21 protein-coding genes are annotated in these 14,466 nt (G+C 62.6%); 13 read left to right on the top strand and 8 right to left on the bottom strand.

Annotation, left to right across the window (positions count from 1 at the left end; all coding sequences use genetic code 11):
• Positions 1-112: 112 nt before the first annotated feature.
• The 7 genes from KRR38_RS08715 to KRR38_RS08685 all read left to right on the top strand — a co-directional run bounded on the left by KRR38_RS08715 (position 113) and on the right by KRR38_RS08685 (position 4,605).
• Positions 113-1,024, top strand: a complete 912-nt coding sequence (locus KRR38_RS08715; protein WP_309141000.1) for an exonuclease domain-containing protein — start codon at positions 113-115, stop codon at positions 1,022-1,024.
• 328 nt (positions 1,025-1,352) lie between these two features.
• Entirely contained in the window at positions 1,353-1,940 is a 588-nt protein-coding gene (locus KRR38_RS08710) for a hypothetical protein (RefSeq protein ID WP_217400607.1), read from the top strand.
• A gap of 151 nt (positions 1,941-2,091) precedes the next feature.
• On the top strand, positions 2,092-2,367 hold the full coding sequence (locus KRR38_RS08705; protein WP_254514699.1) for a hypothetical protein: 276 nt from the start codon (positions 2,092-2,094) through the stop codon (positions 2,365-2,367).
• A gap of 26 nt (positions 2,368-2,393) precedes the next feature.
• Entirely contained in the window at positions 2,394-2,984 is a 591-nt protein-coding gene (locus KRR38_RS08700) for a sigma-70 family RNA polymerase sigma factor (protein WP_217400605.1), read from the top strand.
• A gap of 13 nt (positions 2,985-2,997) precedes the next feature.
• Positions 2,998-3,639, top strand: coding sequence for an anti-sigma factor domain-containing protein (locus KRR38_RS08695; protein ID WP_217400603.1), 642 nt, complete (start codon positions 2,998-3,000; stop codon positions 3,637-3,639).
• A 75-nt stretch (positions 3,640-3,714) separates the two neighbouring features.
• The gene (locus tag KRR38_RS08690) at positions 3,715-4,266 is read left to right on the top strand and encodes a fasciclin domain-containing protein (protein WP_217400602.1); all 552 of its coding nucleotides are present in this window, start codon (positions 3,715-3,717) and stop codon (positions 4,264-4,266) included.
• Positions 4,267-4,398: 132 nt separating this feature from the next.
• On the top strand, positions 4,399-4,605 hold the full coding sequence (locus KRR38_RS08685) for a hypothetical protein (RefSeq protein WP_217400600.1): 207 nt from the start codon (positions 4,399-4,401) through the stop codon (positions 4,603-4,605).
• A 132-nt stretch (positions 4,606-4,737) separates the two neighbouring features.
• On the opposite strand, the gene KRR38_RS08680 is transcribed toward KRR38_RS08685, so the two are convergent.
• Positions 4,738-5,052 carry a hypothetical protein gene (locus tag KRR38_RS08680; RefSeq protein ID WP_217400598.1) on the bottom strand — a complete coding sequence of 105 codons (315 nt, stop codon included), beginning with the start codon at positions 5,050-5,052 and terminating at the stop codon, positions 4,738-4,740.
• Between the two features lie 44 nt (positions 5,053-5,096).
• The gene (locus tag KRR38_RS08675) at positions 5,097-5,744 is read right to left on the bottom strand and encodes a hypothetical protein (RefSeq protein WP_217400596.1); all 648 of its coding nucleotides are present in this window, start codon (positions 5,742-5,744) and stop codon (positions 5,097-5,099) included.
• On the opposite strand from KRR38_RS08675, the gene KRR38_RS08670 reads away from it, so the two are divergent.
• Positions 5,743-6,438 carry a hypothetical protein gene (locus KRR38_RS08670; protein WP_217400594.1) on the top strand — a complete coding sequence of 232 codons (696 nt, stop codon included), beginning with the start codon at positions 5,743-5,745 and terminating at the stop codon, positions 6,436-6,438. The genes KRR38_RS08675 and KRR38_RS08670 overlap by 2 nt on opposite strands.
• Positions 6,439-6,604: 166 nt before the next feature.
• Here the strand turns inward: KRR38_RS08670 and KRR38_RS08665 are convergent, their stop codons facing one another.
• From KRR38_RS08665 to KRR38_RS08650, 4 genes are all read right to left on the bottom strand, one after another.
• Positions 6,605-6,865, bottom strand: coding sequence for a hypothetical protein (locus KRR38_RS08665; RefSeq protein ID WP_217400592.1), 261 nt, complete (start codon positions 6,863-6,865; stop codon positions 6,605-6,607).
• A 302-nt stretch (positions 6,866-7,167) separates the two neighbouring features.
• Positions 7,168-8,316, bottom strand: a complete 1,149-nt coding sequence (locus tag KRR38_RS08660; RefSeq protein ID WP_217400590.1) for an alanine/ornithine racemase family PLP-dependent enzyme — start codon at positions 8,314-8,316, stop codon at positions 7,168-7,170.
• Positions 8,313-9,479, bottom strand: a complete 1,167-nt coding sequence (locus KRR38_RS08655; RefSeq protein WP_217400588.1) for a DUF1611 domain-containing protein — start codon at positions 9,477-9,479, stop codon at positions 8,313-8,315. The genes KRR38_RS08660 and KRR38_RS08655 overlap by 4 nt, the downstream gene beginning before the upstream one ends.
• 242 nt (positions 9,480-9,721) lie before the next feature.
• Complete coding sequence (locus KRR38_RS08650; protein ID WP_217400586.1) at positions 9,722-9,916, bottom strand: hypothetical protein; 195 nt, start codon at positions 9,914-9,916, stop codon at positions 9,722-9,724.
• Between the two features lie 260 nt (positions 9,917-10,176).
• On the opposite strand from KRR38_RS08650, the gene KRR38_RS08645 reads away from it, so the two are divergent.
• Entirely contained in the window at positions 10,177-10,323 is a 147-nt protein-coding gene (locus KRR38_RS08645; protein WP_217400584.1) for a hypothetical protein, read from the top strand.
• A 155-nt stretch (positions 10,324-10,478) separates the two neighbouring features.
• Here KRR38_RS08645 and KRR38_RS08640 read toward each other — a convergent pair whose 3' ends face one another.
• On the bottom strand, positions 10,479-11,192 hold the full coding sequence (locus tag KRR38_RS08640; RefSeq protein ID WP_217400582.1) for a DUF3053 family protein: 714 nt from the start codon (positions 11,190-11,192) through the stop codon (positions 10,479-10,481).
• Between the two features lie 195 nt (positions 11,193-11,387).
• On the opposite strand from KRR38_RS08640, the gene KRR38_RS08635 reads away from it, so the two are divergent.
• The 3 genes from KRR38_RS08635 (at position 11,388) to KRR38_RS08625 (ending at position 13,410) form a co-directional block, all read left to right on the top strand.
• Entirely contained in the window at positions 11,388-11,579 is a 192-nt protein-coding gene (locus KRR38_RS08635) for a hypothetical protein (RefSeq protein WP_217400580.1), read from the top strand.
• A 171-nt stretch (positions 11,580-11,750) separates the two neighbouring features.
• Entirely contained in the window at positions 11,751-12,323 is a 573-nt protein-coding gene (locus KRR38_RS08630) for an RNA polymerase sigma factor (protein WP_217400579.1), read from the top strand.
• Positions 12,316-13,410, top strand: coding sequence for a hypothetical protein (locus KRR38_RS08625; RefSeq protein ID WP_217400577.1), 1,095 nt, complete (start codon positions 12,316-12,318; stop codon positions 13,408-13,410). Before KRR38_RS08630 ends, KRR38_RS08625 begins: the two co-directional genes overlap by 8 nt.
• Positions 13,411-13,484: 74 nt before the next feature.
• On the opposite strand, the gene KRR38_RS08620 is transcribed toward KRR38_RS08625, so the two are convergent.
• Positions 13,485-13,823: a hypothetical protein gene (locus tag KRR38_RS08620; protein WP_217400575.1), complete on the bottom strand. Its 339-nt coding sequence runs from the start codon at positions 13,821-13,823 to the stop codon at positions 13,485-13,487.
• 220 nt (positions 13,824-14,043) lie between these two features.
• On the opposite strand from KRR38_RS08620, the gene KRR38_RS08615 reads away from it, so the two are divergent.
• On the top strand, positions 14,044-14,307 hold the full coding sequence (locus KRR38_RS08615; protein ID WP_217400573.1) for a hypothetical protein: 264 nt from the start codon (positions 14,044-14,046) through the stop codon (positions 14,305-14,307).
• The last annotated feature ends 159 nt before the right edge of the window (positions 14,308-14,466 follow it).

The following is a 14,466-nucleotide window of genomic DNA, read 5'->3' as shown; positions in this document are numbered from 1 at the left end:
CGGCTCGGGTGATGAAGATCCGGGCCCCGTCTTCGAGGGCAAATCCTCTTCGAGGGCATATCGGTTGAGGGTTGTCCCTGCGCTGGCGCTGTTTCAATGCGCCGGACAGGGTATGTTCCATGGGATGATCGCGATGCCACCAATTCCGGCAGACATGTCCGCTGCCGAGGCCGATACAGACAGCGGTCCCGATTTCGTCGTTGTCGACGTAGAGACAGCCTGTTCGCGCGTCAGCAGCATCTGCCAGATCGGCATCGTCGGCTTCCGCAACGGAGCCGAGGTTTTCGCCTACGAGACGCTGGTCGACCCTTGCGACGAATTCTCGCCGTTCAACACGGGTATTCACGGCATAAGCTGCGATCACGTGGCCGGTCAGCCGACCTACGCACAAATCCATGGAATCGTGAACGGGCATCTGTCCGGCCGGATCACCGTCGCCCATTCACTCTTCGACAAGGGCGCCCTCGCTGCTGCCTGCCACGTCCACGACCAGCCTCATATCGAGACGACCTGGCTCGACAGTGTTCGCGTCGCCAAACGCGCGTGGCCCGAGCTTTCAAGCCACCGGCTCAATGCGCTGAGCCGTTACCTTGGGCTGCGCCACAAGCACCACGACGCGTTGAGCGACGCCCGGGCCGCCGGGATGGTGATTGTCAAAGCCATCGACCATACAGGCATCGATCTCGCAGCCTGGCTGACGCCGGTTAACCCCAAGGGTGGACGCGCCCCGAAGCCGGCTCCGGACGGACCGCTCAAAGGCGAGCGCATCGCGATCCTTGGCGCGGCGCGCGATCGAGCCCTGGGCCATTGGTTGGCGGCGATGGGCGCCCGGGTGGTCGCTTCCGTCGGGACGACTTCAACCATGCTTGTCGTCAGTTCAGATCAGCCGTTCGGGCGTTACTTTCACGCAAGTCCTGCCCATCGGCGGGCCGAAGAGCTTCGAGATGCTGGACAGGCGATCGAGATCGTTGCGGAGAGCGAGCTCAGGGAGCGGATCGCGCGCATCGTCGTCTCGGTCGAATAGGCCGGCGCCCGGCGCCCGGCGGCTGAGCCGCGCGGGCTCGCCTGAATTTCCTGCGCAGAGCAGGCGCAATTCTCACATCAAATCGCCGAAGGATAGGGGCCACGCTTCGCAGAGGGCGTGGTTGGCTTCCTTTTCAATCAAGCGCAATTGCGGAACAACGGACCTGCTGCTCCGTTTGCATGCCACAGGGCGTGCATGGGAGACGACGATGCGTTCAATCCTGCTTTGGGCCATAGGCGTGCCGCTTCCACTTATCCTCCTCTTGGCCTTCTGCACGCATCACTTCTGATCGCGCGGGTCTCTTCCATTTGGATGGAGTGTAATCATCATGGCTACGCATTCTTATCGGCCGTTAGACACAGTCCTCTATCCTGCCGGGGCTGAGATGGATCAGAACACCTCTGCGGTGGCCTGGTCCGCAGTATGGGCAGGGGCCATCGTTGCCTCCGGCATCAGTCTCATCCTCCTTTCGCTCGGATCGGGTTTCGGGCTCATCGCAGTGTCACTCTGGCCCGGCATGGGCCCTAAACCAGAAACCTTCACGATCGCCGCGGGGATATGGCTCGTTGTCACGCAGTGGATAGCCTCGCTGTTCGGCGGCTATGTCGCCGGCCGAACCAGGACCCGGTGGAACAGCCTGCACACCGACGAAGTCTTCTTTCGCGATACCGTCCACGGCCTCCTCACCTGGTCTCTCGCAACGACAGCGGTCGCCGGCATCGCCCTCATCAGCAGCTCGCTTGCGGCCAGCGCGGCTGTGCCAGTGGAAGCTGCGATCAGCCGGGAAGCGGCCGAGGGCGCCCGCGAGGTCGCCTCGAAGTTCGCGATCTTCACAGGCATTTCGCTCATCGTCGGCGCGTTCATCGCCTGCGTCGCCGCTGCATTCGGCGGTCACCTTCGCGACGACCACCCCTGAGGGCTTATCGGGGCGGACCTATACCGGAGGCGAAAGTGTTCGTCTCCGGTCTCTCCGAGAAGACAAGGGTCGGGCGGCTCGCTTTGCGAAGCAAACGCGATGCTGCGGGGTTTAGCGGATGGACGTCAGTGCACTGTAAGGCCGCGGAACAATGACCCAGGGTAAGCCGATATCCGAGGACTATGCGCGAGGGCAACGAGACGGACTGCGGCTTGCGCTGACGGCCCTGGCTGCCGAGGAAGCAAAGTGGGCGGCGCTCCTGGGAGAGAGCAGGTCCTGGCGCACCAATGCCACCCGCGAAGTACGCCATAAGACGCTGCAGATCGCGCAGAAGAGGCTCGAGACCGTCCTCAACCGGCTTTCACCCAGGTCCGCTGGCGCGATGGATGCGGAGCTTGCTTCTGCACTCGAGAAAGTGGGGCTCTAGCGTGCGTTTACAGGGTGCCGATGTCCATGTCTGAAAGGCGCGCCGCCAAGTTCGGGACGACTGAGCTTGCTGCTGCCCGCGCGGAGCTCGCCCAGGCGCTTGTGGCGACGGGCCAGGAGGATCGCCCGGCATTCCGCCGCGTCTATCAGCTGACCTCGGCGAAACTATTCGGGATCTGCATCCGTATCTGCGGCGACAGGCAGAGCGCAGAGGATGTCTTGCAGGACGTTTATATCACCATCTGGAAGCGCGCGAGCGGCTTCGAACCAGGACGGGCAAGCCCGATCAGCTGGCTCGCCGCGATCGCGCGCAATCGTGCAATCGATTGGCAGCGCGCGGCCGGCGCTCGTCCCTCGGCGCCCGTCGAGGAGGCTCTGGATGTTCCCGACGCCGCTCCATCGGCGATCGATGCGATGCTGCTTGGCCAAGCCGATCGCCGGCTTCATCTTTGCCTCGACGCACTCGAGGAAAGGCAGCGCGATGCTATTCGCACGGCGTTCTTCGAGGGCGTCACATACGCAGATCTTGCCGAGCGAATGGCGACGCCGCTGGGCACGATCAAGAGCTGGGTCAGGCGAGGGCTGCTACAGCTAAAGGATTGCCTCGGTGCCGACTGAGCACGATCAGGACATGACCGCTGCCGAACTGGCGCTCGGCCTGCTCGAGGGCGAAGAGCGCGCTGCGGCGATCCGGCGGCAGCTCGCCGACCCTGGCTTTGCCCGGGAGGTGGAGGATTGGCGTGCCCAATTCGAGACGATGTCGTCTGAAGTATTGTCGGTGGAACCGCCGGCACGAGTGCTGGACAAAATTGAAACGGCTCTATGGCCTCGGCGACGAGGCAAATGGGTGTGGCCGGCGGTGACGGCGGCCCTGGCCGCGTCGTTGGTGGCGGCGGTACTGCTCCGACCCGAGGCCCCGGTCGTGCCAGCCGGCTCGGGCGCGGCACTCGTCGCCACGCTCGATCGGGGCGGGAAGGGATCGCCGATAGCAGCCATCTATGATCGCGGCCGGGGAGAGATCCGCATTGCGAGCGCCGGGCTTGCGGTGCCGGGGCGCAGCGCAGAGCTATGGATGATCGGGCATGACGGCGTACCCCATTCGCTGGGCCTTCTGGCGACTGGGGACCGGGCGATCGTAGCGGTCGCAGCAGCTGACAGGCGCGCAATGGTTCCCGGTACTAAGCTTGCCATTTCCAGCGAGCCCCAAGGCGGATCGCCTGTCGGCAAGCCCACGGGGCCAATTCAGGCGATCGGCACCTTTATTTCCGTCTGACGCATCCCTGAGCCGAGGCGCTCCGTAGCTCCTGCGTGGCGCCTCTTTGGCAGGCCGCGAAGCAGGAGAATTACGATGCCTACCATTCGCCAGACAGTTCTCGCCGGCGCTCTCGCTCTGACCTCGATCAGTGGAGCTGCGCAGGCCGCCAACCCGATGGTCGGCGGCGCCGCCATGTATCCCGCAAAGAACATCGTCGAAAACGCGGTCAATTCGAAGGATCACACCACCCTGGTTGCCGCGGTCCAGGCTGCCGGTCTCGCTGGCACGCTGTCGAGCCCGGGACCCTTCACGGTCTTCGCGCCCACCAACGCGGCCTTCGCCAAGCTGCCGGCGGGAACAGTCGATACCCTCGTGAAGCCCGAGAACAAGGCCACGCTGTCAGGCATCCTCACCTATCATGTGGTGCCAGGCCGGATCACGGCCCAGATGATCGCCGCCAACGCGCGGGCCCACCATGGCACCGCGACATACAAGACTGTGCAGGGCGAAAACCTCATGTTCACGCGGTCCGGTAGCGGCTGGGCGATCATGGACGGAAAGGGCGACCGCGGCATGATCACGATTGCCAACGTCATGCAGTCGAACGGGGTCATTCACGTCATCGACACGGTGATGATGCCCTGATGCGAAGCCACCGGCGGGCGCGGGTATCCCGCGCTCGCCGGTCGGCCCGTGCTAGAAAAGCCAGCCTACTTGCCTTTGGGGCGCGGTCACTGACAGGCCGCGCTCGAAACCATCGAAAGGCGCGAGGCGTTTGTGATCGCCGGCATGCAGCCGCACTGGAGCAAAATGATGGGTGATCCTCGCGAGTACGAAGGCGGCTATTCGGACGACGAAGAGATACTGCCCGAGGAAGACGAAGACGGTCTTGAAGAGCTGGATGAGGACGGCGAACCGCTGTCCGACGAGGAGCGACCGCTGAACGATGGCGACGAAGCCGTCGAAGAGGAAGACGCTGACTGAAGGATCGAAGAGGAGGGCGGTTCGGACCCGCCCTCCGATCGAAATATCATTTTCTTCGCCCCGTCGAAGCTACCCTAAAAATCGGTCCTGGTTCGCCATGACTGAGGATCCAAGTAGTCGCCAAGCGGCAGCTCAATATCCCGTCATGCTCTCAGGCGGTACGTCGTGGTTGAGATCGCGGTACTCATTGCGAGCCTGCGGAACGGGCTTTTCTCCCGATTTTGGCGGCTGCGTGTCGGGACCTTCAAGCCAAACTGCGGCAATGAACGCGTCTGCGTCCTGGACGAAGCCGACTCTTGAGACCGAGAAGTCTTTATCTTTGCGCTCATCCGTGAAGCGAAGGGCGTGGCCGACTTGCGGGAGCACCGGGAAATTGTGATCGCTGGCGCTGAACACGGGCCCTTCGTTGGGCTCACGACTTTGGGGCACGAACAGGCGAACGATCATCTAGGTCACTCCCGGCATCGACGCCTCAGCTGTCATGCGACCACCTATCTTGCGTACTTCATCAAGGTTGGGTCTGGGCCGTGGCAGCTCAGCGGATTCCACCTGCTACAGTAGTCAGCGGTCAACGCTGCCGTCGCGATCAATGCCGCTCCGGTAAGGCCGACTGCTGCACTCCCGTACATAAATTTGCGTCTCACTTTTAGGGCCCCCTGGTGCCGAACGCTGTGATGCCGCCCGTCATCCCAATAAGGGGAGCTAGTTACGAACCGTTCCAAAGCGATTTCAAAATCTTTCGACTGTTGCTCCGATGCATCATGTCTTCTTTTCCCAGCCTTACGGCAATTCGTCTCTGATTGTTCGCGCCCCAGGAGCCGACTTCTATTCATGACGCGGGAGACCGATCGCTTCTGGCTGTCTGCGGTCCTGCGCCGAACCGGGATCTCATCGCCGAGGATCACGTTGCAGCGAGTGATCGAAAATCGCTCGCTCGCTGTTCCGCCTTTCGCCAGCGCCGAGGAAAATGAAATCAAGATCGGAGGCGGCCGGCCATATATCACGGCGAGCAGAAATATTTCCCGCCCGAATCCGGATGTGAGACCGAACTTTCGAAAATAGCTGGGATGCTTTTGCTCTTCTCGCTCGTTCTTACCCCGCACGGCAATCTGCCGCTGAAGAATATGGGAGAAGATCATGAAGACGATTATCCTCGCAAGCGCGGCTACACTGGCCCTCGCGCTTCCCGCATCGGCGCAAATTCTGGGCGGAGCTGGCGGCGTCGTCGGCGGCGCGGGAAGCAGTGTTGGCGGCACCCTGGGAACGGACATTGGCCGAACCACAGGTTCGGTAGGCACTTCGACCGATGCCGCGACGCGTGGCAGCGCTTCGGTCGATCGCCGCCGCGGATCCGCGAGCGCCAGCGGATCGACGACGGGCAGCAACTCGACAGCTGTCGATAGCACGATTGCGAATACGACAGGGCACAGCACCAGCTCGGTGAACCAGACGGTCGGGGGAGGCGCCAATGCCCAGCTCGTCGGCACTGACGCCGTCCGGGATGGCGTCGGCAATGTCCGCCAGACGACGACTGCCACCGCTCAGACCGCGACCGGCCATGCTTCGATGCTCGCGGCTCGCGGTAGCGCTGCTGCCTCCAGGGCCGGCCATTTCGCGGTCTCTCGCGGTATGATGGTGCGCGACCGCGCCGGACAGACCGTCGGCAGCGTCAAGTCCGTTGCAACCGATCGCGCCGGGGCCGTGCGAACGCTGGTGGTGAATACAGCGCGCGGTCCTGTGACCTTGCCTGCGGCAAACTTCGAAGGTTCGGGCAATGTCCTGGTGAGCGCGATGCAGACCAGTGAGATCGCCGCTTCGAAGAAGCGCCGCTGACCGAGAGGCGGGACCGGGAGTGACCTTTCGCTTCCGGTCCCGCCAGCCAGGTGACGGAAGTTCCACCTGCGCGCGGGTTAGCAAACAAACCCCCGCCGCCGCGGGTCTAAAAGTCGAGCGACGGCGCTTCGTGCGCGGAGGGCTTGGGTAATTGGCAACAGCGCAATCAGTCGAGACGAGCTGTCTGTCCTCTTGAAATCAAATCGACATCGTCGGAGCCGAGCCAGTTGATGTCGCCGATTTGTGCCCACGGCGGTTCGGGCATTTCCTGTCCAGCCTGGAGGTAGCCCGGCGCGGCACGAACGCAGCGCACTTCGACACGGATGGGAAATTGATCCGCGAGCCCGCTGACGGAAATTACTTCGTGGGCGTCCGGCCCTTCCCAGGAGACGATGTCGCCCACCCGAATATCTGCGGTATCATTCATCGGCCGGGAATCCTGAGTTGAGTGAAATCTGGCGATCTCGACACCGACGCTTGGTTGCCCGTCAGTCCAGGCGTCCTCACGCCAGAAGCCCCGAGACGGCGCGATAGCCGGAGACGGCTGTACAACAGGCGAAGAAAAGCATCGAAGCCCAAAACCATCCCGGACTGCGCATCCGGGTCATCGAGCTTCCGGCGGTTCCTCGCCGCAAACCCTGGATGAGACAGACAGCACTGACCGCGGTGCCGGCCGCCCATGTCAATATGACTCGATCGTCAATCATCCCGGGTTCGTGGACGCGTGCGTCATGTGTCGGCCTGCGATCGCAGGCGCGCCTCCGAGAGTATACGCGCTTGCCGCAGATCCCCGGCCGCCTCCGAACGCGAGATGCCCGCTATCACAGCCTTCTCGACAAAGGGCGAGGTCATGGTGCGTAGCAATGCAGAATAGTTGATCCCGAACGCAATCTCGCTGCCGATGAGCGGTACGCGGCCATCCGTCTCGATCACAAGATGATCGCTGCTCGCTCCCAGTATCGTCACGCCGGCGGGACACTCGAGGCCGGCTGGGTCGCAGTCCTGCCGGCCCACGGCGACGATGACCTGAGAAATCTCCCCGCGATCGGCGATGGGCACAGCTTCGCCAAAAGCATTCTGCGCGATCACGCCCCAGGGCTTGCTCGGCTTGACCTTCGCCTCGATGACCTCGGCGACGAGCCTGAAGGCATCGAGATAGAGGCCTTCGATAGGTTTGCGGGTGAGCGTTTCCCGGCCCAACAGGATTGCCTCGCCAAGCCGCAGATCGTTGATGCGGCCGTGATCTTCCTGCCCAAAGACCCAGTCGATATTTGCCGAATTGCCGCCTGACACGATCTCGAGCGTAAGGCCGAGTGCCTGTTCGACAGATCGGGCGAGAAACGACAGCGTGCCCATGTTGACGGCATCGGGAGCGGTACCGCTCAAGCAGGCCAGATTGGTGCCGATACCCTTGAGGACGATATTGGGCATCGCCGCGACCTCGCGGGCAGTGGCGAGCAATGCTTCAGGCATGATGCCTTCGCGCAAATCGCCAAGCTCGACCATCAACACCACACCGTGCGTGCGGTGGGTCAGTCTCGCAGCATCAGAAAGCGCTCTTACGACCGCCAGTTCGGTGTTGAAGCTGATGTCGGCGCTGCGCACCACGCGTTCGACCTGGCTGAGCATAGGCGATCGCAGCAGCGTCATCCGCGGACCTTCGCCAAGCGCGGCGCGCATCCGCTCGATGTTCTCGATACGCGAATCGCCGATGCCGCTTACCCCGGCATCGAGCAGTGCCGAGGCGATCACCGGACAGCCGAGCGCTGCCTTGGTGACGCCCGTGACGGCAATGCCCCGCTCCTTCAGCCTTTCGACCAGAGCGCGGGCGTTGGCGGAAATCTTCGCGAGATCGATCTCAAGCCGCGGCGCGCTCACGCGGCGGCGGCAATGCACTCGCGCGCGATTTGGGGGAAGGCGGCCAGCACCATGGCGACGAGCTCGTCAGGCGAGCGCGCCAGCGCATCGGTGACCGGGATACCAAGTTCCTTTTCGTAGCGATTGATCGCGATCTCGATTTTGGCCGGGCTCATGTTTTCGTGGTTGATCGTCAGGCCAATCACCCGGGTCTCGGCAAAATTCTCGATGAGCGAGATTTCCCTGGCGGGCTCCGGCATCGCCATCATTGGGAAGTCGCAGCGATGCTGGCGCGCCGGGGCATGCTGGAGGATGACCCCGTCGGGAACGCTGCCACGCAGGATGAACGACGAGGTCGAAAAGGCGGGGTGGCTAAGAGCGCCCTGGCCTTCGACGATGATGATGTCGGGATCTTCGTTTTCATAGGCATCGAGGATTGTCGCTTCGAGTTCGCCAGCGCAGAACTGCGAAGGAACAGCATCGAGCGCGAGCCCGTAGCGTGCGCCTTGAATGAGGCCCGTCTGGCCGGTGCCGATCATGACCGCCTTGATGCCGCGCTCGTTGAGTGCGCGGGCAAGGATGGTGGCGGTGGTTCGCTTGCCTATCGCGCAATCGGTCCCGAGCACCGCAATCCGCGGGCAGGCGATGTCGTTGATGCGGCCCGTGAACAGCCGCAGGTGCTTCTTGTCGCGGGGTTTGCGGATATCGACAATGGTGACGCCGCCGGCGGCGGCGGCGGCGACGAACTCGGGATCTTCGCTCAGAAACTCGTGGAGGCCATTCACGATGTTCATGCCCAGCGCCATCGCCTCGAGAACGATGCCGCGTTCTTCGGGCGACAACATCCCGGTGATCGGTGCAGCGCCGTAGATGAAGGCACTCGGAATTCCCGAAGCCTTCGCTACCGCGTCGGCGAGGTCACGACAGATCGGGATGCCATTGGGCACAGAATCAAGGATCATGCCGGTATCCGCGCCGACCTTCCGGCTGTCGATCACCGACAGGATGCTGTACTTTTCCGAATGCCTGACGAGGCCGTTTGCGGTCTTGCCGTCGATCTCGCCGAAATTGCCCTCGCAATAGACGATCGCGGTGGGGGTATCGGGAAGAGAGTTGGTGACGGAGCGAACGAGATTAGCGGGGGTGAGCGAAGTCGCAACGAAGGGCGCCGTGCTGACGAGCATATATGTACCTTGAACCGCTCATGCCGGGCTGTCGCAGCGTCCAGGCAGGCGATCGATTTCCTGTCTCAGGAAAACCAATCAAATGGATATCTGATTGTAAAGAGACACCGCCAGACAGGATTGCGACAAACGTGCCGCAAAGGCGTGCCAAGCATGTAGGCGCTATCCCACGAAAAGGGAAGGCCCAGGTCAAGAGTTCCGGCCCCAGGCCGAATTCTTGGCCTCGTGCACTGAACATCCTATTAAGCCTGGTTCTTCATCTCGAGATAGGCGGCCGCGCGCGCCTCAGGGGCGATAGAAAGGAGATATTGGCTCGCATCCTTGAAACTCAGGAACGGCTTCCCATCGGCGAAGATGGGGGCCATTCTGCCGTTGTAAATCCTTCGAAGAAGGCGTCGTTGCTGCCTCGTCAGCGATTTCTTGTCTTCTTCCGCCACGACTAATTCCCGAAAGACATTGGATGGCAGCACGAAAACATACCGCCTCGCTGGCTTTCTATCGACAGTCTCACGTCTCTCTCGTCACTGCGAGGTAATATCTTGCCGACATCCTGGCCGTTCCCGGATCAATGCAGACTTCCAAAGGCGGTCCACCGTTCAATTTACCCACCGCTATCTGCGGCCAAGCTATCCAAACCTGCCAATGCGCCTATCAAAGGTCTGAGGCCCGCATTTGTGGGATACTCGTGGGAGGCATAATGAATCAACGTCGCAGGCTGACATTACAAGAGCGGGAAGAGGCTGGTGCCGAGACGCGCGCGCAAAACCCCGGTAAGCGAGTGTTTGTTCAGGAATGGACCAATGCCGATGGCAAACCGATCGTTTTGACAATTCTGGCGATCTAGTCGCTCCACCATCGGCGGAGAAACTTCGCGGATTGGATGCACTAGTCTGGCTGACGTGGCTGTCGCGCCGCTGGTTTCGCCGCGCGAAAGCGGTCATCTATTCACCAAGGCAATGGGCGGCGCTTTGTCGCCGTGGAGCGCGCGCTTTTTCAGTGCTAGCTACCGTAGACGACCGAGCGGAGCCGAGCCTGGGCAGCCTGAACCGCTTGCTGATTGGTCTGCAGGGTTTGCAACTTCTCGTTGATTGCGGATCGCACTGCAGGATCGCTGGTCTCTATCATCGGTCCTGAAATCCGCACGCTGGCCTGGTGCTGGTCAATGTAGGTCCCGAGATCGATCGCCTGATCCAATACCTTGTTCATCACCGGAGCAATGCTTTTGAAGGCGGCGGCTGGCTGCGTAACGAGCCGGTCATAGGTTTTATCGTAGACAGGTTTTAGATCGGCTGGCTGTTCGAGCTTTGCGTGCGCCGCATCGGCCCTAGCGACGTGCTCGCCTAGCGCGCTTTCCATCGCATTGATCCCGGCCTTCGCTTCCTTCAACTGTGCCAAGCGCGTCGAAAGATCGCCGATCGATGTGATTGAGCCAGCTTGCATGGCTGCAGTCAGTTTGGGCGACACGCTCTGGTCCATCGCTTTATTGAAGTCTGTAATGACCGCATATTGTTCCGCGTAATGTCCGAAACTCGCCCGCTCATCGTCGGTGAGTTGGGGAACGTGGACGCCTGGCTTGTCCAGGACCCGGGCCTGAAGAAATTTGGAGAATTCCGCGCCCTGTTGCGCATCGTTGGCCCCGCAGCCGGCCAGGCATAGCGTTAGCGCTACTGCCCATGTCAGCGCGAAGCCCGCTCGCCGTGTTCCCATGATCATCCGCCCCTTCGCGCAACCTGCTGCGGGGAAGACTGAACCAGGTCCAGGCGCGCCACAACACATTTAGTGCACCGTCAAGCCGGTGCCGACAAACTCACGATCACTGCGGAAAATGACCATCCGCGGCGTCCATTATATCCAAAATGGATGTAATGCGGGGCGCGAAACGTGTGGCATGAGGCTGCCCGGCATAGGGTGCGCGATGAAAGAGGCGCGCTGCTGACCGTGGTCGAGATGGACGAGAATGATAGCGCGAATCCGGCCGCCAAACGGCAGCGCCGGGCCTGCTTCTACTTTCTGCTCGATGGCCAGGACGTCAGGCGCGCGCCGGACGATACTTTCGTCAACCTCGCTACGGGAGAAATCCTCAGGCGAGCAGAGGAGTGATACTCGTGGACCGCGGTCCTGCGGGCGCGCTGCAAGTACCTGCGGGGCGCAATTTACCGCTATGCTGGACCTGATCGATCCCCTTGAAATCGCCAGTTAACGCGCGCCGAAATAAATCGCACGGCGCGCGGCGGGTTTCGCATCGCCGTGCGTTCGGGTGACAGCCAGACTATGGAAGCTCGCCAGCTCTTTGCCCCGCCCGAGGAGGCCAAGGACGATACGCTGATGCAGCGCGTCGCCCAGCGAGATGGGGCGGCGTTCAAAGTTCTGGTTGGACGCCATGCCGCGCGGCCGCACCGCATTGCCTGGCGCATGCTGGGCGATGGCGCAGAGGCCGAAGACGTGACTCAGGAAGCCTTGATGAGACTATGGAAGGTCGCGCCGGACTGGCGGGCGCAAGGCGCGCCGGTCTCGGCGTGGCTGGCACGGGTTGCCACGAACATTTGCCTCGATCGGCTGCGCAGGAAGGCCCGGATCAGCGACGAGGCCGTACCCGAGCGCGCCGACGAAGCACCGCTGGCCGACGAGGCGCTTCTGATCGACGAGAAGCGGCAAGCGGTCATTGGCGCTCTGGGCCTTCTGCCGGAACGGCAACGGGCGGCCGTCGTGCTCACCTACTACGAGGAGATGTCGAACGCCTCCGCAGCCGAGATGCTGGGCATGAATGTCAGGGCATTCGAATCCCTGCTGGCGCGCGCGCGAAGGGCACTCCAGTCTCTGCTGGTGGAGAACGGCAATGGCTGAGCCGATCGATCCCCGTCTCGCCGACAAGCTCGATGCTTTCGTGGTTCCCGCCCTGCCGGACGATTTTGCCGATCGCATGGTGGCGAGGGCTTTGGCACAGCCGATTTCCGAGGGCGGGGCTCCCCGTAGTCCGAAGCCGGGCGCAAGGCGACCGCGCCGGCGCTCGTGGGCAAAGGCCGTGACGATTGGTACGGGGCTGCTGGCGGCTGGCATGATTTCGGTGTCGGCGGCGGCCATGGGCTACCTGGGTGAGCCGATTCGCCAGGCCGTACATCATGCGATCCACAGGGTGCCTGCCGTGGATCACGTGCTTCACCGCATATTGCCCCATCGTCACGATCGGCACGCGGGCCCCGAGATCAGGCGCTCGCAGGCGGTGGCAGGAGCGAAGCACGAGCGGGAAGATGGCGCGCGAACTGCCGAGATGGTGCCTCCTTTTGCCGTGCCGGGCCCGTTTCCGCGCAGGGGGCTCATGCGGGCCTTTCCATTGGAAAATGCTCCTCTCCTGCGCATGAGAATACCCGTTGGACCGGGGCCGTTCTACAGAGGGCAGGGGCCTGCCTTGGCGCACGGTGTTCGTGATGCTTCGCCTTATGGACCACGCGTACTGCGACGGGAGGCCATTCTCGAACACCGCCATTCGGTGCGCTATCCTCCGCCTGCCGCGGAGCTTGGCAACCCTGCCAGGAATGCGGACACGGCTTCGCCTGGCGCCGAGGCAAACCAGGAGACCGCAAATCGCGGACCGTTTGCCCAAGAACGCGCGGAGCGGCGCCAAGAAAGGCAGCAATGGCTGTTCCAGCATCCGCAGGAACGGCAACAATGGCTGGCACAGCATCCCGGCTGGAATCGCTGGTGGATCCAACATGGCGCGAAGGCCCCTCGCGCAGAAATGAGCGGCGAGCGCGCGCGCCAGCATCAGCCCGTCGCCGATGAGAAGCCGGTCATAGGGGCGCGGCTGGGACGCCAGGATCAAAAGGCCGACATTGCAGCCCGCGGACACGGGGCGAGGATTGGCGTCAGAGGGGAACATCAGGCTCACCGCCAGTGGCACGGGCCGATCGTCCGTCGTCGTAGGCGCGGTTGAACGGAAGAGAAAGGCGTGCCGCCTGGGAGCGGCACGCCTTGAGGGGCTGGCCTAAAGCAAGCGGAGAGACGGCGTCAGTGGCCGATAGCCCTGCTGTTGGCGTTGAGCTCCTGGTTCAGCGATCTTACCTGGCTGCGGTCAAGGTGCCCATGATTGCCGTCGGCAGCTGCATCGGCGCGTTCCTGTAGACGGATGGAATGGTCCTCGGCGCGCAGCGCATGAGCCTGGGCGCCGGTAATATCGCCCTCCCTGCGCTCCTGCGTGATGCGCCGCTCCTGATGCACGAGGCGGTGGTTGATTTCTGTGCGGGCCGGGTGATGGCGCTGCCAGCGGGTCGCGGCCGATGCGAGTCCCGGCAAGGTGAGCGCCGAGGCGGCGAGCAGACAGGTGAGGAACTTGAGCCGGTTGGTCATGGTATTTCTCCATATGGCCCCGCCGATCTTCAATGCGGGAGCGCGGCTTGAACGCTGCTCTGCCTCTGACTCGTCGCGGCGTCTGGAGTTAAATTTGAGGTCCTTGTCCCGGCGTACCTGGAGGAACGGGCGATATCGGCCCGAAATCCAATTGCCATCGAGCTGAGCGGGGCGCATCCCCTTGGCGGGGAAGACAGGGCGAGCAAGGGGATGACTACCCATGAAAAAGCTCGCTATCGCACTATCCGTCATCGTCATGATGGCGGTTCCGGCCGCGGCCAACGCTGCCGCTTGCCGTGATTCCAAGGGACACTTCATCAAGTGTGCCGGGGCGTCCGCGGCTGCGCCGGCTCCGGCGGCTACTCACGCGGTCGCCGCAGCGCATCCGGCCGCTCATGCCACGCCGGCAGCTCATGCTGCTGCGGCGCCGGCGGCGCGCAAGGCGCCGTGCCGCGACGCCAAGGGCCGCTTCAAGAAGTGCTAGTCGATTGGACCGGCGAGCGACCGCAATGGATTGCTCGCCGGTCCAGTTCTTTGGCCTCGAGCGAGGCAGCCTGGTTTTCTCCAGGTATCGCCGGAATGGCAATTGGCGGGATATGCCAGTTTGCCCCTCATTAAATCCATCTTAACCAAGATCGTTAAT

Origin of the sequence: Novosphingobium sp. G106 (assembly GCF_019075875.1) — a bacterium.
Lineage (GTDB): Bacteria > Pseudomonadota > Alphaproteobacteria > Sphingomonadales > Sphingomonadaceae > Novosphingobium.
The sequence above is the reverse complement of the archived record's forward strand: the minus strand, read 5'-3'. Positions and strand labels throughout refer to the sequence as shown.